Annotated in this window: 22 protein-coding genes; 8 read left to right on the forward strand and 14 right to left on the reverse strand. The window is 70.3% G+C overall.

Annotated elements, in window-relative coordinates:
- The first annotated feature begins 23 nt into the window (after nt 1–23).
- Both BO39_RS04155 and BO39_RS04160 read left to right on the forward strand, forming a co-directional pair.
- Nucleotides 24–1,070 carry an acetamidase/formamidase family protein gene (locus BO39_RS04155; RefSeq protein ID WP_245614938.1) on the forward strand — a complete coding sequence of 349 codons (1,047 nt, stop codon included), beginning with the start codon at nt 24–26 and terminating at the stop codon, nt 1,068–1,070.
- A gap of 166 nt (nt 1,071–1,236) precedes the next feature.
- Nucleotides 1,237–1,725 (forward strand): GcrA family cell cycle regulator, encoded by a 489-nt coding sequence (locus tag BO39_RS04160; RefSeq protein WP_043830254.1) that lies wholly within the window; start codon nt 1,237–1,239, stop codon nt 1,723–1,725.
- Between the two features lie 387 nt (nt 1,726–2,112).
- Here the strand turns inward: BO39_RS04160 and phnE (BO39_RS04165) are convergent, their stop codons facing one another.
- The 9 genes from phnE (BO39_RS04165) to BO39_RS04205 form a co-directional block, all read right to left on the reverse strand.
- Nucleotides 2,113–2,979, reverse strand: coding sequence for a phosphonate ABC transporter, permease protein PhnE (gene phnE / locus BO39_RS04165; RefSeq protein ID WP_245614940.1), 867 nt, complete (start codon nt 2,977–2,979; stop codon nt 2,113–2,115).
- On the reverse strand, nt 2,976–3,863 hold the full coding sequence (gene phnE, locus BO39_RS04170; protein WP_043830258.1) for a phosphonate ABC transporter, permease protein PhnE: 888 nt from the start codon (nt 3,861–3,863) through the stop codon (nt 2,976–2,978). Before phnE (BO39_RS04170) ends, phnE (BO39_RS04165) begins: the two co-directional genes overlap by 4 nt.
- Nucleotides 3,860–4,834, reverse strand: a complete 975-nt coding sequence (gene phnD / locus BO39_RS04175) for a phosphate/phosphite/phosphonate ABC transporter substrate-binding protein (protein WP_043830260.1) — start codon at nt 4,832–4,834, stop codon at nt 3,860–3,862. The genes phnE (BO39_RS04170) and phnD (BO39_RS04175) overlap by 4 nt, the downstream gene beginning before the upstream one ends.
- Nucleotides 4,835–4,836: 2 nt before the next feature.
- Nucleotides 4,837–5,814: a phosphate/phosphite/phosphonate ABC transporter substrate-binding protein gene (gene phnD, locus BO39_RS04180; protein ID WP_043830261.1), complete on the reverse strand. Its 978-nt coding sequence runs from the start codon at nt 5,812–5,814 to the stop codon at nt 4,837–4,839.
- The gene (gene phnC, locus BO39_RS04185; protein ID WP_043830264.1) at nt 5,811–6,632 is read right to left on the reverse strand and encodes a phosphonate ABC transporter ATP-binding protein; all 822 of its coding nucleotides are present in this window, start codon (nt 6,630–6,632) and stop codon (nt 5,811–5,813) included. The genes phnD (BO39_RS04180) and phnC overlap by 4 nt, the downstream gene beginning before the upstream one ends.
- A gap of 328 nt (nt 6,633–6,960) precedes the next feature.
- A complete protein-coding gene (locus BO39_RS04190; RefSeq protein WP_043830265.1) occupies nt 6,961–8,118 on the reverse strand; it encodes a DegT/DnrJ/EryC1/StrS family aminotransferase in 1,158 nt (385 codons plus the stop codon).
- An 89-nt stretch (nt 8,119–8,207) separates the two neighbouring features.
- A complete protein-coding gene (locus BO39_RS04195) occupies nt 8,208–8,963 on the reverse strand; it encodes an SDR family oxidoreductase (RefSeq protein WP_043830268.1) in 756 nt (251 codons plus the stop codon).
- Nucleotides 8,960–11,302 carry a xanthine dehydrogenase family protein molybdopterin-binding subunit gene (locus BO39_RS04200; RefSeq protein WP_043830269.1) on the reverse strand — a complete coding sequence of 781 codons (2,343 nt, stop codon included), beginning with the start codon at nt 11,300–11,302 and terminating at the stop codon, nt 8,960–8,962. Before BO39_RS04200 ends, BO39_RS04195 begins: the two co-directional genes overlap by 4 nt.
- A gap of 169 nt (nt 11,303–11,471) precedes the next feature.
- Nucleotides 11,472–11,690, reverse strand: coding sequence for a hypothetical protein (locus BO39_RS04205; RefSeq protein WP_052401445.1), 219 nt, complete (start codon nt 11,688–11,690; stop codon nt 11,472–11,474).
- A gap of 97 nt (nt 11,691–11,787) precedes the next feature.
- On the opposite strand from BO39_RS04205, the gene BO39_RS04210 reads away from it, so the two are divergent.
- Both BO39_RS04210 and BO39_RS04215 read left to right on the forward strand, forming a co-directional pair.
- On the forward strand, nt 11,788–13,467 hold the full coding sequence (locus BO39_RS04210) for a phospholipid carrier-dependent glycosyltransferase (RefSeq protein ID WP_052401446.1): 1,680 nt from the start codon (nt 11,788–11,790) through the stop codon (nt 13,465–13,467).
- Nucleotides 13,468–13,471: 4 nt separating this feature from the next.
- Nucleotides 13,472–14,077: a DedA family protein gene (locus tag BO39_RS04215; RefSeq protein WP_043830270.1), complete on the forward strand. Its 606-nt coding sequence runs from the start codon at nt 13,472–13,474 to the stop codon at nt 14,075–14,077.
- 262 nt (nt 14,078–14,339) lie between these two features.
- On the opposite strand, the gene BO39_RS04220 is transcribed toward BO39_RS04215, so the two are convergent.
- On the reverse strand, nt 14,340–15,122 hold the full coding sequence (locus BO39_RS04220; RefSeq protein WP_043830273.1) for an enoyl-CoA hydratase/isomerase family protein: 783 nt from the start codon (nt 15,120–15,122) through the stop codon (nt 14,340–14,342).
- A 104-nt stretch (nt 15,123–15,226) separates the two neighbouring features.
- Between BO39_RS04220 and BO39_RS04225 the strand changes: the two genes are divergently transcribed.
- Together BO39_RS04225 and BO39_RS04230 are read left to right on the forward strand one after the other, a co-directional pair.
- Nucleotides 15,227–15,736 carry a pyridoxamine 5'-phosphate oxidase family protein gene (locus BO39_RS04225; RefSeq protein ID WP_043830274.1) on the forward strand — a complete coding sequence of 170 codons (510 nt, stop codon included), beginning with the start codon at nt 15,227–15,229 and terminating at the stop codon, nt 15,734–15,736.
- A 204-nt stretch (nt 15,737–15,940) separates the two neighbouring features.
- The gene (locus BO39_RS04230; RefSeq protein ID WP_043830277.1) at nt 15,941–16,225 is read left to right on the forward strand and encodes a hypothetical protein; all 285 of its coding nucleotides are present in this window, start codon (nt 15,941–15,943) and stop codon (nt 16,223–16,225) included.
- Here BO39_RS04230 and BO39_RS04235 read toward each other — a convergent pair.
- The 3 genes from BO39_RS04235 to BO39_RS04245 form a co-directional block, all read right to left on the reverse strand.
- Nucleotides 16,216–17,106: a prephenate/arogenate dehydrogenase family protein gene (locus BO39_RS04235; RefSeq protein WP_043830278.1), complete on the reverse strand. Its 891-nt coding sequence runs from the start codon at nt 17,104–17,106 to the stop codon at nt 16,216–16,218. The two genes, BO39_RS04230 and BO39_RS04235, sit on opposite strands and share 10 nt — an antisense overlap.
- Nucleotides 17,099–18,205, reverse strand: coding sequence for a histidinol-phosphate transaminase (hisC, locus tag BO39_RS04240; RefSeq protein ID WP_043830281.1), 1,107 nt, complete (start codon nt 18,203–18,205; stop codon nt 17,099–17,101). The genes BO39_RS04235 and hisC overlap by 8 nt, the downstream gene beginning before the upstream one ends.
- Before the next feature lie 61 nt (nt 18,206–18,266).
- The gene (locus BO39_RS04245; RefSeq protein WP_052401447.1) at nt 18,267–19,121 is read right to left on the reverse strand and encodes a chorismate mutase; all 855 of its coding nucleotides are present in this window, start codon (nt 19,119–19,121) and stop codon (nt 18,267–18,269) included.
- Nucleotides 19,122–19,414: 293 nt separating this feature from the next.
- Here BO39_RS04245 and BO39_RS29625 point away from each other — a divergent pair, with 293 nt between their 5' ends.
- Nucleotides 19,415–22,678 (forward strand): DUF4214 domain-containing protein, encoded by a 3,264-nt coding sequence (locus tag BO39_RS29625; RefSeq protein ID WP_052401448.1) that lies wholly within the window; start codon nt 19,415–19,417, stop codon nt 22,676–22,678.
- A gap of 532 nt (nt 22,679–23,210) precedes the next feature.
- Entirely contained in the window at nt 23,211–24,416 is a 1,206-nt protein-coding gene (locus BO39_RS29630) for a calcium-binding protein (RefSeq protein WP_052401449.1), read from the forward strand.
- 295 nt (nt 24,417–24,711) lie between these two features.
- Here the strand turns inward: BO39_RS29630 and BO39_RS04260 are convergent, their stop codons facing one another.
- Entirely contained in the window at nt 24,712–25,644 is a 933-nt protein-coding gene (locus BO39_RS04260; protein ID WP_043830283.1) for a LysR family transcriptional regulator, read from the reverse strand.
- Nucleotides 25,645–25,677 lie beyond the last annotated feature (33 nt).

Consider the following 25,677-nt stretch of genomic DNA (forward strand, 5'->3'; position numbering starts at 1 on the left):
GGAGCGGCGCGGGACGCGGAAGGTTGCGCGGGAAGGCCGCCGGCTGCCACACCCTCGCCAAGGGCGCGCCGGCGGGGGAGACTGCGGCGAATCAGGAGATCCCGATGGCCGAGCCGCTCTTCGTTCCCGCGACCCCCGAGACCACGCGCATCGGCCTCTTCGATGCCGCCTTCCCGCCGGTGGCGAGCATCGCCTCGGGCGAGCGCGTGACGCTCGAATGCGTCTCGGGCCTGGGCGACGCCGTGCCGGAGGAAGGGCGCGGCATGACGATTCCCGCGGGGCTGCGCGCGATCGCCGAGGCGAACACGGCGGGCGCGGTGGGTCACATCATCACCGGCCCCGTCGAGGTGCGCGGCGCAGAGCCGGGCGATGCGCTGCGCGTGGAGATCGAGCGGATCGAGCTCGGCGCCGACTGGGGCTTCTGCGGCTTCCGCCCGCTCGTCGGCACGCTGCCCGAGGATTTTCCTTATCGCCGGATGCTTCATATCCCCGTCGACCAGGCGGCGAAGACCTGCGCGCTGCCGATGGGCGGCGGGATCAGGCTTCCGCTCGCGCCCTTCTTCGGCGTGATGGGCGTGGCGCCGCCGGAGGAATGGGGCCGGCTTTCCACGAAGGAGCCGCGCGCGCATGGCGGCAACCTCGACAACAAGGAGCTGGTCGAGGGCACGACGCTCTGGCTGCCCGTGCACGTATCCGGCGCGCGCTTCTCGGCCGGTGACGGCCACGGCGTGCAGGGCGACGGCGAGGTCTGCATCAACGCGCTCGAGACCTGCCTCACCGGCACCTTCGGCCTGCATGTCGAGAAGGGCGGCGGCGCGCGCGACCCGATCCTGCGCTTTCCGCGCGCGGAAACGCCGACGCATTTCATCAGCATGGGGATGCACGAGGATCTGGACATCGCGATGAAGGGCGCGCTGCGGGAGATGATCGCCTTCATCGCCGCGCGCACGAATCTCTCGGCGGCGGATGCTTACCAGTTCTGCTCGCTCGCGGTTGATTTCCGGGTGACTCAAACCGTGAACGGCGAGAAAGGCGTGCACGGCATGTTGAGGAAGGGATTGCTCCTCTGACGGCACGTGAAGCGGAGGCATCAAACGGCTGATCCGATTCACGTCGCGAATCCTGTCCACAGGTTCGCCCACAATTTCATGCACAAGATTCCGTGCGCCGCATCTTGTGGGCAAGCAACTGCATGACCTACCGTATCTTGTATCGGCGTTGACGAGGATGGGCGCGATGGACTGGTCAGCGGAAGCGATCGAGCAATTGCGTGCGCTCTGGGCGGAAGGGCACTCCACCGCCGAGATCGGACGGCGCATGGGCATCTCGAAGAATGCCGTGGTGGGCAAGGCGCATCGCCTGCACCTGCCCGCGCGGCCGAGCCCCATCCACCGCGAGCAGGCGCCTGCCGTCGCCGCCGCATCCACCGCCAGCGAGGCGCCGCGCCCCGTCGCGTCGCCCCCCCCCGCACCGGCGCCGCGCCCCGTCGCCGCTCCGCGCGTGGTGCCGCCGCCCGCGGCCAGCGCGCCGCGCGTCGCACCGGCCGCCGTCGTGCGCCCCTTCCAGCGCAGCAGCGCGCGCAGCTGCTGCTGGCCGATCGGCGAGCCCGGCACACCCGAGTTCCGCTTCTGCACGAGCGAGGCGATGCCGACGAAGCCTTACTGCCTCGAGCACGCCTCCATCGCCTACGTGAAGGCGCGCGATCGGCGCGAGGACGCAGCCTGAGGCGAACACCTCACGCGGGATAAGGCGCCGGAGGAGCAATCCTCCGGCCTTTTTTATGCGCGGGTTTTATGCGCGGGTGATGCTGCCTTCTGATCGGTCGGCCCTGGTGATGCTGGGGAGAGAAAGAAGGAATTCTTCCTCTCCCCAGACCCCTCACCATCATCTTTTTCTTCAGGTTGGGATTGCTTGGTGGCCGGTGCGCCTCGGGTCATAGACCCGAGGCGACTGCACGCACAGGAAAGGCGGCAGAAAAGAACCGGCCCCGATCACCGCATCCGCGACAGCCAGACGGGGATCCAAGGGCCTCAGGCCCTTGGCGGGTGAGGTGCCGGAGAGGGCAGAGCCCTCTCTGGCATCACCAGCCCCAAAACCAGGGACAGCATCTGACTACGCGCGCGGCCGCTCGCCGATCAGCCGCCGCCGGAGCTTGCCGCCGAGCCAGTCGATGACCGCGACGGTGACCACCATCAGGAGGATGATGAAGGCCACCTCGTCCCAGTGGCGGACCTTGATGCGTTCGGCGATCTGCAGCCCGATCCCGCCCGCGCCCACCACGCCGAGGATGGAGGCGGAGCGGGTGTTGCTCTCGAAGAAGTATAGCGCCTGGGCGAGCATCACCGGCAGCACCTGCGGCAGGATGCCGAAGCGCACCGCGAGAAGGCGCGAGGCGCCCGCGGCGGTCACGCCCTCGGCCTGGCGGCGTTCCGCGTTTTCGATCGCCTCCGCGTAGAGCTTCGAGAGCGTCGCGAGGTCGGAGACGAAAAGGGCGAGGACGCCGGCGAGCGGCCCGAGCCCCACCGCGCGCACGAAGGCCAGCGCCCAGATGAGCTGATCCACGCCGCGCATCCCGTCGAACACCCGGCGCAGCGAGAAGCGCAGCAGCGTGGTGGTGACGATGTTCCGCGCGCCGAGGAAGCCGAGCGGCACGGCGAAGGTGGCCGCCAGAACGGTGCCGAGGAAGGCCATCGCGACGCTCTCGGCGAGGCCCTTGAGGATGTCGCCCCACAACTCCCCGGGCGAGGGCGGGATCATCAGGCGGATGATGGTGAAAAGGCCGGACAGCCCGTTCCACAGCCGCGCGGGCGTGATGTCGAAGAGCCAGAAGGCCCAGGCCAGCCAGGCGAGGAAAGCGGCGCCGCCCGCGAGGCGCGCCGCGCGCTGGCGCGGCGAGGGACCGAAGGCGGCGGGCAGTGCCTCCCGCCATCGCGCGACGCTGGCCCCGCTCATGCCGGGCGGGACATTCGCTCCGCTCACGCCCGGGCCTCCCCGCGCAACCGGCGGCGCAGCGCGTCGGAGAGAAGGTCAATCATCGCCACCACGAGGACGATCAGCACGATGATCGCCGAGATCTCCTCGTAGTAGTTCTGGCTGATCACGAGATACAGTTCCTGCCCGATCCCGCCCGCGCCGACGAAGCCGATGACGCTCGCGCCGCGCACGTTGATCTCGAAGCGCAGCAGCAGGTAGGAGACCATGTTGGGCGCCACCTGCGGCAGCATGGCGAAGCGGCAGGCCTGGGCCCAGGTGCCGCCGGCGGCACGCACGCCCTCCCAGGGTCCCATCTCCGCGTTCTCGACTGCCTCGGCGAAGAGCTTGCCGAGCGCGCCGGTCGTGTGCGCCGCGATCGCGAGGATGCCCGCCAGCGGCCCCACGCCGAAGGCCCAGACGAGGATCAGCGCGTAGACGATCTCCGGCACCGTCCGCATCGCTTCCAGCACGCGTCGCGAGAGCTGGTAGGCAATACTGGAGGGCGCGACGTTCCGCGCTGCCGGGAAAGAGAGCAGCAGCGCGACGGCGCCGCCCGCCAGCGTCGCCAGCGCCGCCATGTTCGCAGTTTCGACCAGCAGCAGCGCCCATTTGTCGAGGCGGTAGAACCAGAAGGCGATGCTGCCCTCCGTCTCCCACCCGCCAAAAAGCGAGGCCCAGCGCAGGTCCGGCACCAGCCGCGCGAAGTAGTCCCCCGCGCGCGGCAGGCCGGCGGCGAGGGAGGAGGGGTAGAACTCGCTCACCTCGGCCGCGGCCAGCAGGGCGATGATGAACAGCGCGCCGCCGAGGAGCAGCCGCGCGCGCTTCGCCCGCCGTGCCGCCTGGAAGGCCGCCTCGCCGCGAAGTGCCGCGGGGGAGAAGGTGGCGCTCAGTTGCGCCTCCGGCGCTCCGCCGCCTCCTCGCGCCGCATGTCGATCAGGAGCTGGAACCCCTCGTGCGTCACCTCGCGATAGCCGGTGCCGCCGCCGCGCTCGATGGCGCGGTAGATGTCCGGATGCGCCGCGGGCAGCGCGAGGTGGAACAGCCGCATGTCCTCCTTGAAGGCGGCGGGCAGCGCCTTTCGCACCGTCAGCGGCCCGTAGATCACCGGCTCCGTCTGCCAGACGATGCGAAGGTCCCGCATGTTCAGCATGCCCTTCTCGACCATCGCGTGCAGGTTCCCACGCGAGAAGCCGGCGGCGGCGTCGCCCTGGCCGGAGGCCCAGGTGAAGGCGGCGTCGTATTGCCGCTGCAGCACCGCGATCACCGCCTGCTCATGCCCGCCCGCGAAGCCCGTGCGCGCGAAATAGGTGTTGGGATCGATGCCTGCCTTGCGCAGCGCGAAGCGCGGGATGAGATAGCCCGAGGCCGAGTTCGGGTCCGGCCAGGCAAGCGACCTGCCGCGCATGCCCGCAAGATCTGTGATGCCGGAATCCGCCCGCGTGACCATCACGCCGACATAGCTGGCCGAGCCATCCTCCTGCTCGGCCACCAGCAGCGGCTCCACGCCCCCGTTCGTGTCCAGCCAGGCGGCCGCGTAAACCGCGGGACCGATGGAGGCGAGATCGATCTGCCCCGCGCCCAGCGCCTGCACGACGCCCGCAAAATCGGCGGCCAGCAGCAGCCGCGCGGGCACGCCGAAGGTCTCCTCCATTAGGCGGCGATAGCCCTCGTAGCGGCCGAGGCGGTCGCCCTCGTTCTCGCCGCCGAGGATGCCGATGCGGATCTGCGGCACCTGCGTCGCCCAGGCGCGTCGGCCCGGCGCGGGGAAGGCAAGGCCGGGATCGGTGCTGCGGCGCTGCGCGAGGGCCGGCGCGGCGGCGAGCGCCATCGGGAGGGTGAGGAACTGGCGGCGGCGGGACATGCTCAACGTCTCCTGCGGCGCTCCTGCGCCTCCTCCTCGCGCAGGCGCACCACCAGGGCGTAGTCGGCATGGGTGACGGTGCGGAACCCCGTGCCCCCACCGCGCTCGATGCCCTCGTAGACGGCGGGATGGGTCTTGGGCAGCGCCAGGAAGAAGCGACGCATGTCCTCCTTGAAGGCTTCCGGCAGGTCCGCGCGACAGGCGATGGGGCCGGAGGGGATCGGATCGCTTTGCCAGATCACGCGCAGCTCGCGCATGTCGAGCATCCCCTTGTCCACCATCACCTTCAGCGCGCCGCGCGAGTAGCCCGTCGCGAAATCCCCCTGGCCGGAGGCCCAGGTGCAGCCCGCGTCGTATTGCCGGTGCAGCACCGCTACCACCGCCTGCTCGTGCCCGCCCGCGAAACCCGTGCGGGAGAAATAGGTGGAGGGCTCGATCCCCCGGGCGCGCAGCGCCGCGCGCGGCGCGAAATAGCCGGAGGTGGAGGCAGGATCGGCCCAGGCGAGCGAGCGCCCGCGCATCCCCGCGAGATCCGTGATGCCAGAATCCGCGCGCGTCACCATGACGGCGACATAGCCGATGGTGCCGTCATCCGCCTCGGCCGAAACCAGCGCCTCAATCGCTCCCTTGGTGTCGATCCAGGTGCCGGCGTAGTTCGCGGCGCCCATCTGCGCCATCTCGATCTGACCCGCGGCGAAGGCCTGGCCAACCCCGGCGAAGTCGGGCGAGGGGTAGAGGCGCACGGGCAGCCTGAAGGTCTCCTCCAGCAACTGGCGATAGGGCTCGTTCCGCGCCAGGCGGTCCGTCTCGTTCTCGCCGCCGGAAATGCCGATGCGCAGAACCGGGATGCTGTCCGCCCAGGGGCGGCGCCCGGGTTCGGGGAAGGTGACACCAGGATCGACGCTTCGCCGCGGCATCCCCTGCGCCAGGGCGGGCGCGGCGATGGCGGAGAGGAGAAGGGCGCGGCGAGTGGCGTTCATGCGACGGCTCCAACGGGCGGGGCCTGCGGCGTCTCCGCCTCCAGCGCCTCCTCCGGCACGCCGTAGATGGTCTCGACCTCCGCCGCCTTCAGCGCCGCGGGCGTGCCGTCGAAAACCACGCGCCCGGCGGACATGGCGACGATGCGGTCGCAGTAGCGGCGGGCGGTGTCGAGGTGATGGAGGTTCACGAGCACCGTCAGCCCGTCCCGCCGGTTCACGTCGCGCAGCGCCTCCATCACCACGCGCGCGTTGCGGGGGTCGAGCGAGGCGATGGGCTCGTCTGCCAGCAGCAGCCGCGGCTCCTGCAGCATGGCACGGGCAATGGCGACGCGCTGCTGCTGCCCGCCCGAGAGCGTCTCCGCCCGCTGCAAGGCCTGCTCCGCCAGGTCGAAGCGGTCCAGCGCGTCGAGCGCCATCGCGCGCTCCTCCGGCGTGAAGCGGAGAAGAAGGGAGTTGAGTGTCGCGAGCGGCCCCTGCCGATGGTTCAGCCGCCCGACGAGCACGTTGGTCAGCACGTCCAGCCGCTGGATAAGGTTGAACTGCTGGAAGATCATCGCGCAGCGCGTGCGCCAGTCCCGCAGCGCCTTCCCGCGCAGCGCCGTCACGTCTGCGCCCTCATGCAGGATGCGGCCCGCGCTCGGCTCGGTCAGGCGGTTGACCATGCGCAGCAGCGTGGACTTGCCCGCGCCGGAACGGCCGATGATCCCCACCATCTGTCCCTGCGGGATGGAGAGTGTGACCCCGTCCACTGCGGCGCGGCCCTTGTCGTCGCCCGAGCGGCCACCGAAGCGGCGGGTGAGATCCTGGAGTTCGAGCATGACGGGCCCTTGCCGTTCGACGCAGCTTAACCGGGGCGTTGCGACCCGGAAGAGGCATTACGCGGCGCCTTCATTCCCGCTGGCCGCCGCTTGTGGCCCCGGGGAGAGGAAGAAGGAATTCTTCCTCTCCCCGGACCCCTCACCATCATCTTTTTCTATCTGATTGGAATCTCTGAACGGCCGGTGCGCCTCGGGTCATGGCCCCGAGGCGACGACACCTTCAGGAAGGTACCGCGACAGCCAGATGGGGATCCAAGGGCCTCAGGCCCTTGGCGGGCGAGGTCCGGAGAGGGCAGCGCCCTCTCCGGGAGCCACAAGCACCGGCCCCTCAGAGCCCCGCGAGCACCGTCTCCGTCACGCGCTCCACCTGCCCCTCGTCGAGATAGGGATGCATGGGCAGGGCCAGGATGCGCTTGCACAGCATCTCGCTCACCGGCAGCGGCGGCGCCTGGCCGATGGCGGCGGCGTGCGCCTCGCGATAGGCGGGCTGATGGTGCAGCGGCAGGGGGTAGTAGATGGCGGTCGGCACGCCTCGCGCCTTGCAGGCCTCCTGCACGCGTGCCCGTTGCGCCTCATCGGCCACCAGCACCGAGTAGAGGCCGTAAGCGCTCTCATAGCCCGCGGCCCGCACCGGGGTCTGCACGTGGCCGGCGAGCGCCGCGTCATAGGCGGCGGCGATGCGGGCGCGGGCGGAAAGCTCGCCCTCCATCAGCGGCAGCTTGCAGAGCAGGATGGCGGCCTGGATCGTGTCGAGACGGCCGTTCATGCCCGTCCGCATCACCTCGTAGCGGGTCTTGCCTTCGCCATGGGTGCGGAGGGAGCGGTAGAGGTCGGCCTTCTCGGCGTCGTCCGTCAGCAGGGCGCCGCCGTCGCCGTAGCAGCCGAGAGTTTTCGTGGGATAGAAGGACAGCGCGGCCGCGCCCGCCCAGCCGCCCAGCCGGCGGCCCTCCAGCGCGCCCCCGAAGGCCTGGGCGGCGTCATCGAGGGCGAACATCCCCTCCTCCGCGCAGATCGCCTCGATCGCCCGCCAGTCCGCCGGCAGGCCGAAGAGGTCCACGCCCACCACGGCGCGGGGGCGGAGCTTGCCCTCCGCCTTCACGAGCGCGATGCGGCGCTTGAGGTCGGCGATGTCGATGTTGAAGGTGTTCGGGTCCACGTCCACGAAAACGGGGGTGGCGCCGAGCACCAGCGGCACCTCCGCCGTCGCGGTATAGGTGAAGGCGGGCAGGAACACCGCGTCCCCGCGCCCGATCCCCTCGGCCATCATGGCGATCTGCAGGGCATCGGTGCCGGAGGAGACGGCGACGCAGTGGCCCACCCCGGCGAAACTGGCGAGGGCGCGCTCCAGTTCCTCCACCTCCGGGCCCATGACGAAGCGGCCGGAATCGAGGACGGCGGCGATGCGGCGGTCGATCTCCGGTCGGATCAGCGCCTGCTGGGCACGGACGTCGAAAAGACCGATGGGGGCGGGTGTGTCTTGCGGCATGGGGCGGGGCCTTAGCCCAATCCGGCCGCCGCGTCGAAATCAAGGACTGTGTCGGAGGGTTACGGGGGGCGCGAGGCCCCCACAAGCCCCTATCCCCGCCCCGGCTTGTGCACCCGCAGCGGCCCGAAGCTCTGCGCCACCGGCATGACCTGCAAGGTGTTCACGTTCACCCGCGCCGGGCGGGAGGCCACCCAGTGGATGGCGTCCGCGATGTCCTCGGGCGTCAGCGCGTCGGCGCCCTCGTAGACGGCGGCGGCCTTGGCGTCGTCGCCGAAGCGGACATTGCTGAACTCGGTGCCGCCCACCAGTCCCGGCTCGATATCCGTCACCCGCACCGGCGTGCCGTAGAGATCGGCCCGCAGGTTGAGGCTGAACTGACGGACGAAGGCCTTGGTGCCGCCATAGACATTGCCGCCGGGATAGGGGAACTCCGCGGCGGTGGAGCCGATGTTGACGATATGGCCCCGCCCGCGCTCCACCATGCCGGGAAGAACGGCGCGGGTGAGGTAGACCAGCCCCTTCACGTTGGTGTCGATCATCGCGTCCCAGTCGTCCAGGTCGGCCTCCTGCGCGGGGCCGAGGCCGCGGGCGAGGCCGGCGTTGTTCACCAGCACGTCGATCGCGGACCACTCCGCTGGCAACCCGCCGATGGACGCGGCCACGGCCACCCGGTCGCGCACGTCGAGCACGATGGGCAGCACCTTGTCGGCGCCGATCTCGTCGCGCAGCGCGTCGAGACGATCCGCGCGCCGCCCGACCGCGACGATGCGCGCCCCGTCCTCGGCGAAGCGGCGCGCAGTCGCCGCCCCGAAGCCGGAGGTGGCGCCGGTGACGAGGACGATCACGCCGCCACACCTTCGTTGAGGAGGCGCCAGACCTTCAGGGGCGTCGCGGGCATGTCCACATGGGCGATGCCGCGCTCGGCCAGCGCATCCACCACGGCGTTCATGACCGAGGGCAGCGCGCCCGCGCAACCGGCCTCGCCGCAGCCCTTGGCGCCCAGCACGTTGGTGCGCGCGGGCACGGGGTGGCTGGCGAAGCCGAAGGCCGGGGCGTGCTCAGCCCGCGGCAGGCCGTAATCCATGTAGGAGCCGCTGAGGAGCTGGCCGTCCTCGTCATAGGCGGTGTGCTCGGTCAGCGCCTGACCGATGCCCTGCACGATTCCGCCATGCGCCTGGCCCGCAACCAGCATCGGGTTCACCAGCGTGCCGAAGTCGTTGACGGTGACGTAGCTGACCACCTCGGTCTCGCCCGTCTCGGGGTCGATCTCCACCTCGGCGACGTGGCAGCCATTGGGGAAGGCGCTGTCCTCGTACTGCTCGGTGGTGGAGACATCGAGCGTGTCCGGCACCCCCTCGGGCGGGGCGGGCATGGTGCGGAGTTGGGCGGCGAGTTCCAGCAGCCCGATGCCGCGATCGGTGCCGGCGATGGTGAAGCGGCCCGAGGAAAACTCGATGTCCTCGGCGGAAGCCTCCAGCACATGCGCCGCCAGCTTCCGCCCGCGCTCGATCACCTGCGCGCTGGCGGCGGAGATCGCCGTGCCGCTCGCCATCATGGAGCGCGATCCGCCCGTGCCGCCGCCGGCGATCAGCAGGTCGCTGTCCCCCTGCACCAGCCGGATGCGATCGAAGGGAATGCCGAGGCGATCCACCAGCACCTGCGCGAAGGGCGAGGCGTGGCCCTGGCCGTAGTCGAGCGTGCCGGTGATGATCGTCACGCCCCCGTCCTCGTCGAAGCGGATCCCGCCCATCTCCTTGGACGGCGGCGCCGTCACCTCGAGGTAATGGCCGATCCCGATGCCGCGCAGCCGGCCGCGGCGGCGCGCCTCGGCGCGGCGGGTGGGGAAGCCGTCCCAGTCGGCGGCAGCCAGTGCCTCCTCCAGGATCGCGGGGAAGTCGCCGCTGTCGTAATGCATGCCGGACGGCGCATCGTAGGGAATCTGGTCGGCGCGGATGTGGTTGCGCCGGCGCAGCTCAACCCGGTCGATGCCCATCTCCCGCGCGGCAGTGTCGACCATGCGCTCCATGTAGTAGTTGCCCTCGGGGCGTCCCGCGCCGCGATAGGCGCCGACGGGCGTGGTGTTGGTCAGCACGCAGCGTGTGGAGACCTCCAGCAGCGGCGTACGGTAGACGCCGATGACGTTCTTCACCGTGTTCATGGTGGAGGGCAGCGTCGTCGCGTTGGAGAGATAGGCGCCGAGATTGCCGAAGCCCGTCATCCGCACCGCGAGGAAATGGCCCTCGGCGTCGAGCGCCAGTTCACCGACCATGTCGTGGTCGCGCCCGTGGCTGTCCGAGAGGAAGCTCTCCGAGCGGCTGTCCGTCCACTTCACGGGCCGGCCAAGGCTGCGGGCGGCGAAAAGCAGGGCCGGGTACTCGGGATATACGCTCGCCTTCATGCCGAAGGAGCCCCCGACATTGCCGGTGAGCATCCGCACGCCCTCGAGCTCCACGCCCATCACCTTGGCGAGCCCGCCGCGCATGCCGAAGACGCCCTGGCTGCCGGCGCGCAGCACGTAGCGCCCCTCCTCGAAGGTGCCGATGGCCGAGCGCGGCTCCAGGGGCGAGACGACGACGCGGCTGTTGCGGATGGGCAGGCGCACGACATGGGCCGCGCGCGCGAAGGCGGCCGCCACCGCCTCGGTGTCGCCGTAGTGGAAATCGACCACGAGGTTGCCGGGCACGGCCTCGTGCAGCAGGGGCGCATCGGGCGCGGCGGCTTCCCGCGCCTCGGTGACGGCCGGCAGGGGATCGACGTCGAGCACCACCGCCTCGGCGGCGTCGCGCGCCTCCTTCGCGGTCTCGGCGACCACCATCGCCACGGGGTCGCCGACGAAGCGCACCTTGTCCGTGGTCAGCACGGGCTGGCGGGGAAGATGGGGCGGGCTGCCGTCGCGGTTCTTCTGGCCGACGGTGAGCGACATCGGGCCGATGCCCGCCGCCTCAAGGTCCGCCCCGGTGACGATGGCCAGCACCCCCGGCATGGCGCGCGCCGCCTCGGTGTCGATGCCGCGGATCGTCCCGTGGGCATAGGGGCTGCGGACCATCACCGCATGGGCTTGGCCAGGCAGGGAGAGGTCGTCGCTGTACCGCCCCTCGCCCCGCAGCAGCACCGGGTCCTCCTTGCGGGAGACGGGCTGGCCGATGCCGAACTTCATCTGGGACGGGTCGAACGAGGCATTCATGCGGGCATCCTTGGCGGGGGCGACCTCGGCCGCCACCCCGCCAAGGTGGGCGGTGCCCCCGGGGTGCGAAACCCCCTTTCGACGGATCGGCGGGGAGCGCCCGGCGGTGAGGGCCCCGGAGCGGTCTCCGGCAGGCCCCCAGGCGGGGCCTCTCCGCCCTCCAGCCGCGCTACATCACCGCGGGTGGCATTCCCCCCGGCCCCGGCCCGATCGGCGTGATGTCGGGTCCGACCGGTCCCGGTTCCGGCATGTCCGGCCCAGGGGCGGGGATCTCGGGTCCGGGGGCCGGCGGCACGACCGTGGGCTCGGGCACCGGGTTCTCCGGACCGGGCGCGGGGCCCGGCGCGGGGGAGGGATCGGGCGGGGTGATCTCGGGGCTGTCGGACATGGTGGGTACCTCTTCCATCCCTCTCCCAACGTTCCAGGGGGCCGGATGTTCGATGGGGCCTCGACACCCCCGGGCACCCTCGGTAAGGCGCCGGGCCATGGCCCCCTCCCCCTCCCTCACCGGCGCCCTGGACCGCCTGCCGGAGACGCGGCGGCCGCGGTTGTGGCTTTCCCTTCTCTGCCTCCTGCTCTGGGCACCCGGCCTCCTCTCGCTGCCGGCCGGGGACCGCGACGAATCCCGCTTCGCCCAGGCGAGCCGCCAGATGGTGGAGAGCGGCGACTACGTCCGCATCCGCAACGGCGAGGTGGAGCGCAACAAGAAGCCTGTCGGTATCCACTGGGCGCAGGCCGGCATTGTCCACGTGCTGGAGGCCACAGGGCTCCCGGCGCGGGGCTGGATCGGCAGCTACCGGCTGGCGGCGGCGCTCGGCGCCTGGCTGGCGGTGCTCGCCACCTTCTCCCTCGGCCGCGGGCTGGTCGGGCGGCGCGCGGCCTTCCTCGCGGCGGCGCTGCTGGCGGCCTCCCTGCTGCTGGTGGCGGAAACCCACATCGCCAAGACCGATGCCGCTCTGCTGGCGAGCGTCGTGGCCGCCATGGGGCTGATGGGCCGCGCCTATCTCTCGCCCGCCGGCTTCTCCGCCCGCGCGGCGCTCGGCTTCTGGCTCGCCCTCGGCGCGGGCGTGCTGCTCAAGGGCCCGATCGCGCCCATGGTGCCGCTGCTGGCAGGCCTGACCCTCTACGTCGCCGATCGCGGCTGGCGCGCCGGCATGCCCTGGCTGCGCGCCCTGCGCCCGGCCTGGGGCATCCCGCTGATGATCGCCTGCGCCCTGCCCTGGCTCGTCGCCATCGGCATCGCGACGGAGGGGCGCTTCTTCTCCCAGGCGCTGGGCGACGACATGCTGAACAAGGTTGGCTCCGGCGAGGAGGCGCACTGGGGCCCACCCGGCTACTACCTGCTGACCTTCGGCATCGCGGCCTTCCCCGGCGCCTTTGTTGTGCTGCGCGGCCTGCCCCATGCCTGGGCGGCGCGGATGCGGCCGGGAACGCGCTTCCTCCTCGCCTGGGCCGCGCCCACCTGGCTTCTGTTCGAGGCGGTGGCGACGAAGCTGCCCCACTACGTCCTGCCCGCCTATCCCGCCCTGCTGCTGCTCGGCGCCGCCTGGGCCTGCGACCCCCTGCGCCGCCCGGCCCCGCGCTGGCTGGCCTGGCTCGGCTGGGCCGCGCTCTTCGGCACGGCGATCGGTCTGGCCGGGCTGGCGGTGGCGCTGCCGCTCGCCGCGGACCGCTGGCTGAACCCCGTCAGCCTGCTGGCCATCCCCTTCGCCGCGCTTCCCCTCTGGGTGGTAGTACGGGCGGCGCGGGAGGGGGCCTGGGCGCGTGCCGGCCTCTCGGCCGCGATCCTCGCCGTGCCGCTCTACTGGGTGGTGCTCGAGGGCGTGCTGCCGCGGCTGACCGCCCCCTGGGTCTCCCACCGCGTGGCAGCCATGGTCGCGGCGGAGGGCGTACCGGCGGAGCGCTTCGGCATCACCGGCTACCACGAGCCCTCCGTCGTCTTCGAGACCGGCACCGCAACGCACCTGCTGAAGGACGGGACGGAGGCCGCGCGCTTCCTGGCGGGGGGTCCCGGCCGCGTGGTGGCCGTCGAAAGCCGCGAGGAGCCGCGCTTCGAGGCCGCCCTCGCGGCGCTCGGCCTGCGCCAGTTCGCCGTTGGGCGGGCGGAAGGGTTCAACTACGTCCGCGGCCGCCGGGTCGCGATCGTGCTGTTCCGGGTGCCCTGAACCGATGATGGAGTTCGTTACCGACATCCTGGCCGCGACCGGGACCTTCGGCATCTTCCTGCTGATGTTCGCCGAGAACATCTTCCCGCCCATCCCGTCGGAGGCGATCATGCCCGTGGCCGGCTTCGCCGCCGCCGAGGGCAAGATGGACGCCGTCTCCGTCTTCGTCGCAGGCAATGCCGGGGCGCTGCTGGGCAACGCCATCTGGTACGAGGCGGCCCGCCACATCGGCCAGTCGCGCATCGAGCGCGCTGCCGACCGCTGGGGCCGCTACCTCGGCATCATCGGCGAAGACGTGCGGGAGGCGAGCGCCCTGCTCGTCCGCTGGGGCGTCCCGGCCGTGCTCCTGTGCCGCTGCCTGCCAGGGCCGCGCACCCTCATCTCCGTGCCCGCCGGCCTCGTGCGGATGAACCGCGGCGTGTTCTACGCGGCCACCGCCCTCGGCACCTGCCTCTGGACGGGGTTTCTCATGACCGCGGGCTGGTTGCTGCAAGGCCAGTGGGAACGCATCGGGCACTGGATGGAACCGCTCGGCACGGCCGTGATCGGGGCGGCGGCGGCAATCTACGCCTGGCACCTCTGGCGAACACGGGCACGCTGGCGGGGGTAGGCCATCCTGGCCGTGGCGCCGGCTTGTTCTGACCGGCCGGCTCGGGTGACTCCGGGGAGAGAAAGAAGGAATTCTTCCTCTCCCCGGACCCCTCTCCATCATCTTCTTCTTCGAGTTGGAAATACTGAACGGCCGGTGCGCCTCGGGTCCTAGACCCGAGGCGACTACATGTTCAGGAAGGTTCCGCGACAGCCAGACGGGGATCCAAGGGCCTCAGGCCCTTGGCGGGCGAGGTCTGGAGAGGGCAGCGCCCTCTCCAGTTCTACTCCCCCCGAAACACCGGCCGCCGCTTCTCGCCAAACGCTTTCACCGCCTCCAGGAAGTCCGCGCTGCGCGGGAAGGCGTCGAGTTCGGCGCGGTCGGCGTCGCTGACCGGCAGGGGCCCGCGGAGGGCGCGGAGGGCGCGCTTATGGAAGCGGTTGGCCAGCGGCGCGCCCTCGGCCACACGGGCAGCGAGCGCCCGGGCCTCGGTATGCACGGCCTCGTCGGGCACAAGGCGCGTGAGAAGGCGGCGCGCGAGGGCTTCCTCCCCGGTGTAGGTGCGGCCCTCGACGAGCATCTCCATCGCCACCGCCTCGCCGGCGATGCGAAGCAGGGCGTCCAGGCCTTCGTGAGGATAGAAGAGGCCGAGGTTGCGAGCGGGGATGCCCATGCGCGTGCCGGGCCCGCCCACGCGGAAGTCGCACATCAGCGCCAGGCCGCAGCCGCCGCCGAGGGCGTGGCCGGAGAGGGCCGCGACCACGGGATGGACGCAGCGCTCGATCGAGAGGAAGGCGGCAACGAGGGCATCGTTATAGGCGCGCTCCCGCGCCTCCGTGCCGCGCTCCGTCGCGAAGGCCGTGATGTCCGCCCCCGCGGAGAAGGCCCCCTCCCCCGCGCCGCGCAGGATGACGCAGCGGAGCGATGTGTCGGCGGAGAGGTCCTCGAACAGGCCAGCCACCGCCCTCCACATGGGCAGGGTAAGGGCATTGCGGCGGGCCGGGCGGTCGATGGTCAGCGTCGCGATCCCCGCGTCACGCGCGAGGTGGAGGTCGGGATGGCTCATGTCCTCGGCAGGGTGAGGGGGGCGGCGGGCGCCGGCAAGGGGCGGGCAACCGCGCCGGCCCGTCGTCGTTCCATGGCCTGTTCCGCAGGAAGCAGGAGAGCCCCATGGCCGAGGCGAAGACCGAGCACGAGCAGCGCGAAAAGGTTCGCGAGATGATCAAGGACGTGAAGACGGCCGTGCTCGTGACCCATGGCGACGGCGACAAGCTGCGCGGGCGCCCGATGGTGGCCGCCGGGCTCGACCCGGACGGCAAGACCCTTTGGTTCTTCTCCGGCAACGGCACCGAGAAGACCGAGGAGATCAACCGCAACAACCGCGTGCTGCTCTCCTACTCCGATCCGTCGAGCCAGAACTACGTCTCCGTCTCCGGCACCGCGCGGGTCGTCCGCGATGTCGCGAAGCAGAAGGAGTACTGGCAGGAGTCGATGAAGACCTGGTTCCCGCAGGGCGCGGAGGACCCGCACATCGCCCTGATCGCGATCGAGATGACGGGCGCCGAGTACTGGGACAGCCCGTCCTCCACGCTGCTGCACGCCTTCGGCTACGTGAAGGCGACCGTCACGGGACAGCCGCCGAAGGGCGGCGAGAACGAGCGGGTGAAGTTCACGGCCTGACCCGCGCGGCTGCCCCTCCTGCCTTCTGGGTGGGAGGGCGGCCCTTCGCTGCGGGCTGGCAAGACCCCGCCGGTTGGAGGCGCGTAAATTCTTGCGCGACTCTTTTAATCACAGATTTTTGATCGTATGTGCGGCGATGTGGCTGGGGCCCTGGCGGCTTCCGGCCCGAAGCGATTCGCCGCACCGACCAGGAGCGAGTTCCCCTTGGCCACTGACTGCGCTGCCCTTCATGCCGCTTTCCAGCTCGCCCTCATGGACGTGGTCGATCCCGGCATGGACTGGGAGGAGGCGGTGAAGGCCCTGCTGGAGGCGCGCGACCGGCTGGCGGGGCCGCTCGCCCTCAGCGCCGAAACCTGCGTCGTCGGGCTGGGCGAGCCGCACAGCCTTGCCTCGGCGCTGCAGGCCGGCTTCCAGGGGGCGATGAGCGCGCTGCCCGTCCCGGCGGATGCCCGGAACGAGCCGCGCGAGTGGCCGCTTCTTCAGGCCTGATTTAGCTCGATCAGCGAGCGCCGGATCTTCCGCCCGCGGCGGATCCGATCCTCGATGAAGCCGGCCTCGCCCCAGCGGATGGCGCGGCCGAAAGCCTGGGCGTCCTCGGTCAGGCGGGCAAGCATCTCCAGCACTGCCTCGCGGTTGTTGAGGAAGATGTCGCGCCACATGTCCACGTCGCTCGCCGCGATGCGCGTGAAGTCGCGGAAGCCCGAGGCCGCGAAGCGCAGCACCGCCTCCCGCGTCTCCTGCGCGAGGTCGTCGGCCGTGCCGCAGATGGTGAAGGCGATGAGGTGCGGCAGGTGGGAGACGACGGCCACCACCTTGTCGTGGGTCACTGCGTCCATCGTCTCGATCATCGATCCCGCGCGCTCCCACAGGCTGCGCAGGCGCGCGACGGCGTCGGGATCGGTGCCCGCCGGCGGCGTGATGATGCACCAGCGCCCCTTGAACAGGGTGGCGAAGCCCGCGTCCGGCCCGGAATGCTCCGTGCCGGCCATCGGGTGCGCGGGCACGAGGTGCACGCCCTCCGGCAGCAGCGGCGCGAGGTCGCGCAGCACGCTGCCCTTGGTGGAGCCGACATCGCTGAGGATGCAGCCGGGCGCGAGATGCGGCGCGATCACCGCCATCACCCCGGCATAGGCGCCGACGGGCACGCAGAGGATCACCGCGTCGCAGCCCTCCACGGCCTTTGCCGGGTCGGCCTCCACGGTATCCGCGATGCCCAGCGCCCGCACCCGCTCCAGCGTGTGCTCGCCGCGGGCGCTGGCGACGAGGTGGCCGGCGATGTCGCCCCTCTCCCGCGCGAGGCGCAGGATGGAGGAGCCGACCAGCCCCGGCCCGATGATGCAGAGGCGCTCGAAGAGCGGCTGCTCAGGCATGGGCCGCGCTTCGGCCGACGGGGCTGTCGGCGCCCGCGAGGGCCTCGAGCACCATCCCGCACTCCTCCGCCGTGCCGACGGTGATGCGCAGGCAGGTCGGCAGGCCGTAGACGCCGACGCCGCGCACGATCAGCCCCCGCCCGCGCAGGTGCGCGTCGGCGGCCTTCGCCGCATCGGCCGAGCCGAAATCGACGAGCAGGAAGTTGCCCTGGCTCGGGTGCACACGCAGCCCGAGCGCCGTCAGCCCCTCCGTGAGGCGGGCGCGCCAGGCGGCGTTGTGCGCCACGCTCTTCGCCACCCAATCGGGCTCGGAAAGCGCCGCGATGCCGGCCGCCATGGCGGTGGCGGAGACGTTGAAGGGCCCGCGCACGCGATTCAGCACGTCGATGATCTCAGCGGGGCCATAGGCCCAGCCCAGACGGATGCCGCCAAGGCCCCAGACCTTGCTGAAGGTGCGCGTCATCACCGTGTTGGAACCCGCATCCACCAGCGCCTGGCCGGGGTCGTAGTCGGGGTCCTGCACGTACTCGGCATAGGCGCTGTCGAGGATCAGCAGGATGTCCTCGCGCAGCCCCGCGCGCAGCCGGTTCACCTCGGATTGCGGCAGCAGCGCGCCGGTCGGGTTGTTCGGGTTGGCGAGGATGACGAGGCGCGTGCGCGGCCCGCAGGCGGCGATCAGCCCGTCCACGTCGGCCATCAGGTCCTTCTCGGGCACCTTGATGATCCGGCAGCCGGCCCAGCGCCCGGTCAGGTCGTACATGAGGAAGCCGTGGGCGGACATGACCAGCTCCGTCCCCTCCCCGCCATAGGCGAGGATGAGGAGGGCGAGCAGCTCGTCCGAGCCGTTGCCGGTGACGATCCGCGCGGGGTCGAGCCCGTGGTGGCGCCCGATCGCCTCGCGCAGGGCGGTCGCGCCGCCGTCGGGGTAGCGATGCGCCTCCCGCCCGGCCTCGGCGATGGCGGCGATGGCGGCCGGCGGCGGCCCGAAGGCCCCCTCGTTCGAGGAGAGCTTCACGATCCGGTTCACGCCCGGGACCTTCGATTCACCGCCCACATAGGGCTCGACCGAGAGGATGGAGGGGCGGGGCATCACGGGCATGGTCGTCGTCACTCCGACGGGATGGGGGGAACCCCCTGTGAGAAGGCGGCGGCTCGCCGCATCAGCCGGGCTCGCCCTGCGCGCGAGGGTTGTCCGGCTCCGGTTCGGCATAGCCCCCGACCGGGGTGGCGCGAAGGGGGGATAGGGCGGCGAGGCGCGGGTCATCCGGGAGGACCAGCCCCTTCACCTCGGCCAGGGCGCGCAGTCCGCCGGCCGCGAAGACCAGCCGCAAGGGCGGCAGCCCAGCCGCGTCCAGCGCCTCGACGAGGGTGGCGCGCGAGGTTCCGGGCGAGCGCTCCAGCCGCAGCAGGCCACGGTCGCGCGGGGTGGCGTCGGCGCCGAAGAGGGCCACGACCATCGCGCTCGGGAAGGATTGGCCGGGCTGCATCAGGAAGGGCAGCGCCGCCACCACCTGGAGGCGCGGGGCGTCGAGCGAGGTCCACCAGGCGGCCTCCGACGCCTCGCCATCGGCCGGCGAGGGCAGCACGGCCACCGTCGCCTCCCCGGCCGCGAGGGCGGCGAGGGCCAGGGCCGGCGTGGTATGGGCGCGGAGCGGCGTGTCCAGGCCGAAATGTCCCCGCGCCAGCCCCTCCGCCCCGGCGAGGACCGCGACGGCGAAATCCGACTGCTGGCGGAGCGAGGAGGCGATCATCTCCCGCCAGAGCCGCACCACGGCGCCGCGCGGCAGGGGGCCGGCGTGGCGTCCGAGAAGGCGGCGGAGGATCATCGCCTCCCGCCCCGGGCGGAAGCTCGCGCCGCCCGCCTTCATCCCTTGCGCCGCCAGAGCGGCCGAGAGCGAGGCGCGGCGCATCAGCAGGTCGTGCAGGGCGTCGTCGATCGCGTCGATCTCCGTTCGGGCCGCGAGGAGAGCGGCCGGGTTGACGACGGACGGATCGGTGAGAGCGGGGTCTGACATGGGCGCCGGCCGGTCTAGCGCCGGCACCGCCGGGCGCCAAGGCTGTGCGCAGGCGGGCGGGGCGCAAGGAGGATCGGGGGGAGAAAGGAGAGGCCTGGCCGTTCAGCCGATGTGCGACACAACCATTAGCCAGAATGAGAGCTGATAGCGCAACCATCAGTTGTATTCAACCAGCACTGCCTACTGGAGGATTATTGCTTCCCGGCACCACCTCTTCGATTTGGTGTCCCGCACCATTGCCTTGCCGCAAGAAGTTCGATTTGTATCGCTTGTGGCACAAAAGGGCCCGATGGATGGGAAAGCTCTACTTCCGCGCGAGTGACGGCATTCATGGCGTGGAACTCGCCGTCACCGACGGCGCCACCACCAGCGTCTTTGACCTCAACACGGACGCGGCGGACTCGAATCCCGGGAACTTCACGCTCATCGGCCGCAAGCTCTTCTTCACCGCCACCACGGCGGCCAACGGGACCGAGGTCTTCGTCACCGACGGCACCGCTCAGCCGCGCGTCATCGATGCCCTTCCCGGCTCCGGCTCCAGCCTGCCCAGCCAGTTCACCGTCTTCGGCAACAAGCTCGCCTATGTCGCGACCGACGGCGCGCGCGGGACGGAGCTCGTCGTGACGGACGGCACGACCACCAACTTCTTCGACATCAACCCGGGCTCGCTCAGCTCCTCCCCCACCAACCTCACTCCCGTGGGCGACCGGCTGTTCTTCACGGCCACCACGGCGGCCGGCGGCACGGAGGTCTTCGTCACGGACGGCACCACCCAGCCGCGCATCGTGGACCTCTTTCCCGGCCCGGCCACGAGCACGCCGATGCAGCTCACGGCCTTTGGCGGCAAGCTCGCCTATGTCGCCAATGACGGCACGCACGGCCTGGAACTCGTCATCACCGACGGCACCGTCAGCAGCGTCTTCGACATCGCCCCAGGCGCGACGGGCTCGTCCCCCGCCAGCCTCGCCGTCGTCGGCGACAAGCTGTTCCTCATCGCGACCACCCTGGCCAACGGCACCGAGGTCTTCGTGGCGGACGGGACCAGCCAGCCGCGCGTGATCGACGTCTTTCCCGGCTCCGGCTCCAGCCTGCCCTTCCAGTTCACGGCCTTCGGCAACAGGCTCGCCTATGTCGCCACTGACGGCACGCGCGGCGCGGAGCTCGTCGTCACCGACGGCACCACCAGCACCGTCTTCGACGTGAACACGGGCACAGCCGGCTCCGCCCCCACCAACCTCATGGCCATCGGGGGCAAGCTGTTCTTCACGGCCACGACGGCGGCCAACGGCACCGAGGTCTTCGTCACCAACGGTACGGGCCAGCCCCGCGCCCTCGACATCTTTCCCGGAAGCACGACGAGCGCCCCGGGTGGGTTCACCGTCTTCGGCAGCAAGCTCGCCTTCGTGGCGACCAACGGCACGCGCGGCGCGGAGCTCGTCGTCACCGACGGCACCACCACCACCGTCTTCGACGTGAACACCGGCGCGGCCGGATCCTCCCCCGCCAATCTCACGGTGGTCGGGGACAAGCTGTTCTTCACCGCCAACACGGCGGCCAATGGAACCGAGGTCTTCGTCACCGACGGCACCGCCTCGCCGCGCGTGGTGGACGTGCTGCCCGGCCCCGGCTCCAGCCTTCCGGCGCAGTTCACCGTCCTCGGCGGCAGGCTCGCCTTCGTGGCGAATGACGGCGCGCGCGGCGCCGAACTGATCGTGACCGACGGCACCACCACCAGTGTCTTCGACGTGAACCCGGGCGCGGCCGGATCCGCCCCCACCGGCCTTACCGTCGTCGGTGACAAGCTGTTCCTCACGGCCACCACGGCGGCCAATGGCACCGAGATCTTCGTCACCGACGGCACGGCCCAGCCCCGCCTCGTGGACGTGATGCCGGGCTCCCTCGGCAGCGATCCCGCGCTTCCCTTCGCGGCGCCCACCCCCGCCACCTATTCTATCGCCGCCCTGAGCGCGTCGAAGGCTGAGGGCAATAGCGGAACCACTCCCTTTACCTTCACCGTCAGCCGGACCGGCGACGTGCTCGGCGGCGAGACGCTCAGCTACGGCGTCGCCGGGAGCGGCGCGAGCCCGGCCGATGCCCAGGACTTCGCCGGCCTCGCCGGCACGGTGAGCTTCCTCGCGGGCGAGACCTCGAAGGTGATCGCCGTCGGCGTGCGCGGCGATGCCCTGGCCGAGGCGAACGAGGGCTTCACCGTCACCATCGCGGGCTCCCTGGCCACCAGCATCGCCCAGGCGGCGGCGACCGGCACCATCCTCAACGACGACGCGGCCCGAACACCAACACCAACACCGACGCCGACATCGGCGCCCTCCGTCTATTCCCTCTCCGCCCTTTCCGCGGTGAAGGCGGAGGGAAGCTCCGGCACCACGCCCTTCACCTTCACCGTCAGCCGCAGCGGCGGGTCCCTCGCGGCCGATACCTTCGGCTACACGGTCGCGGGCAGCGGCGCGCGGCCGGCCGATGCCTCGGATTTCGTGAGCCTCAGCGGGACCGTCGGGTTCCTCGCGGGCGAGACATCCAAGGTCATCAGCCTCGGAGTCCGCGGCGACAAGACGGTCGAGCGCGATGAGGGCTTCACCCTCACCCTCACGGGGGCGAGCCTGCCCTCGGCCCTCAAGACCTCCGGCACCATCCTCAACGACGATCGCCCCGCCGCCGCAGCAGGGCAAGCCGGGCTGCTCGGCACGCACGACCAGTACACGCTCTACCGGACCGAGAAGGGGCGTGCCTTCGTCAGCGACGGGGTCGCGGGCCGCGACGGCGGGCAGGACACCGCCGCCGGCGTCTTCGTCTTCACCGATGGCGTCGGCCTGTTCGATGCGACGGGAGCCGGCGGCCATGTCTACCGCCTCTACCAGGCGGCCTTCGACCGCCTGCCCGACCTCAGCGGCCAGGCCTACTGGACGCAGCGAATGGACGTGTACCACGACACGCTGGCCAGCATCGCGCGGAGCTTCACCGCCTCCACCGAGTTCCAGGCCCATTATGCCGGCCTGTCCAACCAGAAAGTGGTGCAGGAATTCTACCGCAACGTCCTCGGGCGGGAGGGCGAGGCGAGCGGCGTGAGCTACTGGACCAACCAGCTCAACAGCGGCACCTCGAAGGCCGATGTCCTGCTCGGCTTCTCGGAGAGCATCGAAAACGTCAGGAACACGGCGTCTCAGGCCGGCGACAGGGATCTCTCGGAGGCCTACCGCCTCTACGCCGCCGCCTTCGCCCGCACCCCGGACCAGCCGGGCCTCGACTACTGGACGAAGGAGCTGAAGGCCGGCGCCACGCCCATCGAGGTCGCCCGGAACTTCACCCTGAGCAACGAGTTCAAGAGCCTCTACGCGGGGGCGAACAACGCCGCGATCGTGGACAAGCTCTACCAGAACGTCCTCGGCCGCGCGGGGGAAGCCTCGGGAAAGAGCTACTGGACGGCGGAACTCGACCGCGGCGCCCCGATCGCCAGCGTGCTGATCAGCTTCGCCGACGGTGAGGAGAACCGGGCAAACACGGCAGCTCAGACGCACGACAACTGGATCTTCATCGGCTAAGGCGGTTCGCTGCGGGAGGCGGGCCCCAGCCTGCCGCGCAGACCCGAGCCCTCCGGCAGAACCGCGGCCAGCTGCATCGGCTACGTGGCCGAGCCAGGGGGGAGCCGTCGTCTCCGGCCTGCTGGTTGAGATGCGAGAACCCTACCAAAGCCGTAAGTTTTCAGACGGTCGCCGAGGAGCGGCAAGCGAGACTGGTCCATTCCGAACAGCTTCAAGTTAAAGGCTACGCTGGAGCACTCCCTGCTCGCCTACCTCTCCCATCATCCATCCGCCCGGTGCCCGAGGCTGAGCAGGCCGAATATCTCTATGCCCAGGATCTCGGACAGAGCAGCAACTTGCGGGGTGGCAGGGATGCGGCTCGCCGGGAGCGCCCACCAGCCTTTTATAACCACACACATCGGGGTAATTTGCGCGAGAGATTTTTCTTACTCAGGGTAAATTAGTGAAGCAACGCTGATGTTGGCCGCCCGCTCGGCTTACCCGGGCCGGCCGGGCGGAACCTGCGTACGAAACAATAAAAACGAGGAAACCCATGCCCACGCCCACAAGCAAAAACGATAAACTTGTCTACGGCGATGGTGATGACCGTGGCGGCAATGAATATCTCTATACCTACATCGACCTGCTGGATGGCAACGACCTTCTTTATGCTGGAGGAGGCGGCGACTTCTTCTCCGGCGGTGGAGGCAATGACCGCCTCTACGGCGAAGGAGGCGGTGATGCCCTTTATGGCGGCTTCGGCGATGACAAGATCTATGGCGGTGACGGCGACGACTTCCTGTCCGGTGGCAACGAAGGCGAGAACATCTACAATTTCGACACGGGCCGTGATGAAATCCATGGCGGCGATGGCGGCGACAACATCTTTGGCGGCGGGGGCAACGACAAGCTCTATGGCGATGCAGGGAATGACGCCATCAATGGTTGGATCGGCGATGACGTAGCCTATGGCGGTGATGGCGACGACGAAATCTCGGGCGGGGACGGCAAGGACAAGCTCTCCGGCGGCACGGGCGATGACGAGATCGATGGTGGCGCTGGCAACGACAATATCTATGCCGAGGATGGTACAGACATCATCTGGGGCGGCGGCGGCAACGACACCGTTGATGGCGGTAGCGGCATCGACTACGTCGTCCTGCGCGGCCTCGTTTCCAATTATCTGATCAAGACAAACAGCACGGGCGTCACCACCGTCCAGGACCTGCGCCAGCCGACATCCGAATACGACATCCATGACGGAAAGGACCGTCTGGTGAATGTCGAGCGGTTGGTCTTCGAGGGAGGCAAGACCATCTCCCTTTCCAGCCCGGATCTGGACGCCACCTTCGCCGGCGCCAACACCATCGCCACCGCGGATCTGGCTGATGGCAGCTTCGCCGCCACGGCCTCGCTCGACCTGCCGGACGATGTGGACATCTGGCGCGTCTCCCTCACCGCAGGCCAGACCGTCACCGCCTTCACCAGCACCACCCCGGTCAACCAGCCGCGCACCAACATCGCGGTCTACGATGCCTCGGGCCACTTCCTCGACGTCAACTGGGATGACGAGCGGGACGACCCGGACGAGGGCCTTCCCGACCTGACCCTCACCTTCACAGCGCAGAACACGGGTGCGTACTACTTCGCCGTCGCGGGCTACGCCCATATCCCGAGCCGCGACGATGACCCGAACGGACCGAACTACTACGGCTTCTCCGGCCAGAGCGGCGACTACGTCTTCAACCTGACCGGTTGACAGTCCGACGATATCTCTTCCGGTTGGATGGCTCTCTGTCGCGCATTTGCGTGACAGAGATGGGTGACACGATCCGCTGCGCCGCCTTCCACCAGGGAGCCAACGCCGCCGGCACCGCCCGCCACTTGGCCCCGTTGCGCTGCCGCCCGACAATGGCCCCCACCGTCCGGCGCTCGTCAGGAGAGGGCCGGCCCGTCCCTCACCTTGCCGCATCCAGGGCCGACTTCAGCCGGACTCACTCCATGTCGCTCAGACCCTGCATCCACTCCAAGCGATGGAGCAAAGTCCAAGCTGTCTAACGAACCCTGGCGCGAAGATGGCCATTCCGTTCAGGACGGTTGTCCGTTCCAGCATCACTCCCCAGCGCATCGATGAAGTCTTGCGCCAGCCGCGATACCGGCCGCAGGCGTGCGGTGAGCAGGCGGGCGGTGCTAAGGAGGCTTGGCCGGAAAGGGCGGCTGACCAGGTCATCGGCCCGCGCACCAAGGAGGCCGAAGCCGTCCATCAGCGCGATGCCGGCGCCGGCTCGGACGAGGGCACAGGCCGCATGGGTGTGGGAAACCTCGACGGCGATGCGGAAGGGAATGTTCCTCTCCGCGAAAGCCCGGGCCAGCTGCTCGCTCAGGACGAGATGGCGGCCGGGGCAGATCAGCGGATGGTCCGCAAGAGCCTCGGGGCCGACGCTGCGCCGATTGGCGAGGGGATGACCGGCCGGCATCACGCAGGCCAATCCCGTAGTCTGTAGATCGTGTACGGCCAAGGTCTCGTTGCCCACGGGACCGATGATGAAGCCGAGGTCGTCTCGGTGCGACGCGATGCGCTGGATGATCTCGTGCGCGCTGAAGGTCTGCAGGGTGATGGCGCTCTCCGGCCGCTTCTCCCGGAACCGTCGGATGGCGGTCGGTAGGATGGAGGCAGCGAGCGACGGGATGGCGGCGATGGCCAGGATGCCCGTCCGACCCTCCCGCAGCTCCCCGGCCATGCGCTGCACCAACTCGATCGCGGCGAAGGCACCGAGCGTACCGGGAAACATGATCTGCGCTTCCGCCGTCGGGCGCAGGCGCCGACGCTCTCGCACGAAAAGAGCAAAGCCGAGCCGCGTCTCAGCCTTCTGCAGCATGCGCGTGACGGCAGGTTGGGAGATGTTCAGCGCCGCTGCTGCGGCGGTGATGCTTCCGAGCTCCATGACGCGGCGGAAGACCTCCATCTCCCGGAGGTCGAAGGTCATAACCAACGGACATGATCGCTGCGCATATCGGCA

The organism is Roseomonas aerilata DSM 19363 (assembly GCF_000711725.1).
Classification (GTDB): domain Bacteria; phylum Pseudomonadota; class Alphaproteobacteria; order Acetobacterales; family Acetobacteraceae; genus Roseomonas; species Roseomonas aerilata.

Coding starts and splice junctions, on each gene's coding strand:
- BO39_RS04160 (WP_043830254.1), top strand. CDS start 1,237: ATGGACTGGTCAGCGGAAGCGATCGAGCAATTGCGTGCGCTCTGGGCG.
- phnD (WP_043830260.1), bottom strand. CDS start 4,834: ATGTCCCGCCGCCGCCAGTTCCTCACCCTCCCGATGGCGCTCGCCGCC.
- phnD (WP_043830261.1), bottom strand. CDS start 5,814: ATGAACGCCACTCGCCGCGCCCTTCTCCTCTCCGCCATCGCCGCGCCC.
- phnC (WP_043830264.1), bottom strand. CDS start 6,632: ATGCTCGAACTCCAGGATCTCACCCGCCGCTTCGGTGGCCGCTCGGGC.
- BO39_RS04190 (WP_043830265.1), bottom strand. CDS start 8,118: ATGCCGCAAGACACACCCGCCCCCATCGGTCTTTTCGACGTCCGTGCC.
- BO39_RS04200 (WP_043830269.1), bottom strand. CDS start 11,302: ATGAATGCCTCGTTCGACCCGTCCCAGATGAAGTTCGGCATCGGCCAG.
- BO39_RS04205 (WP_052401445.1), bottom strand. CDS start 11,690: ATGTCCGACAGCCCCGAGATCACCCCGCCCGATCCCTCCCCCGCGCCG.
- BO39_RS04210 (WP_052401446.1), top strand. CDS start 11,788: ATGGCCCCCTCCCCCTCCCTCACCGGCGCCCTGGACCGCCTGCCGGAG.
- BO39_RS04215 (WP_043830270.1), top strand. CDS start 13,472: ATGATGGAGTTCGTTACCGACATCCTGGCCGCGACCGGGACCTTCGGC.
- BO39_RS04220 (WP_043830273.1), bottom strand. CDS start 15,122: ATGAGCCATCCCGACCTCCACCTCGCGCGTGACGCGGGGATCGCGACG.
- BO39_RS04225 (WP_043830274.1), top strand. CDS start 15,227: ATGGCCGAGGCGAAGACCGAGCACGAGCAGCGCGAAAAGGTTCGCGAG.
- BO39_RS04235 (WP_043830278.1), bottom strand. CDS start 17,106: ATGCCTGAGCAGCCGCTCTTCGAGCGCCTCTGCATCATCGGGCCGGGG.
- hisC (WP_043830281.1), bottom strand. CDS start 18,205: ATGCCCGTGATGCCCCGCCCCTCCATCCTCTCGGTCGAGCCCTATGTG.
- BO39_RS04245 (WP_052401447.1), bottom strand. CDS start 19,121: ATGTCAGACCCCGCTCTCACCGATCCGTCCGTCGTCAACCCGGCCGCT.
- BO39_RS29625 (WP_052401448.1), top strand. CDS start 19,415: ATGGGAAAGCTCTACTTCCGCGCGAGTGACGGCATTCATGGCGTGGAA.
- BO39_RS29630 (WP_052401449.1), top strand. CDS start 23,211: ATGCCCACGCCCACAAGCAAAAACGATAAACTTGTCTACGGCGATGGT.
- BO39_RS04260 (WP_043830283.1), bottom strand. CDS start 25,644: ATGACCTTCGACCTCCGGGAGATGGAGGTCTTCCGCCGCGTCATGGAG.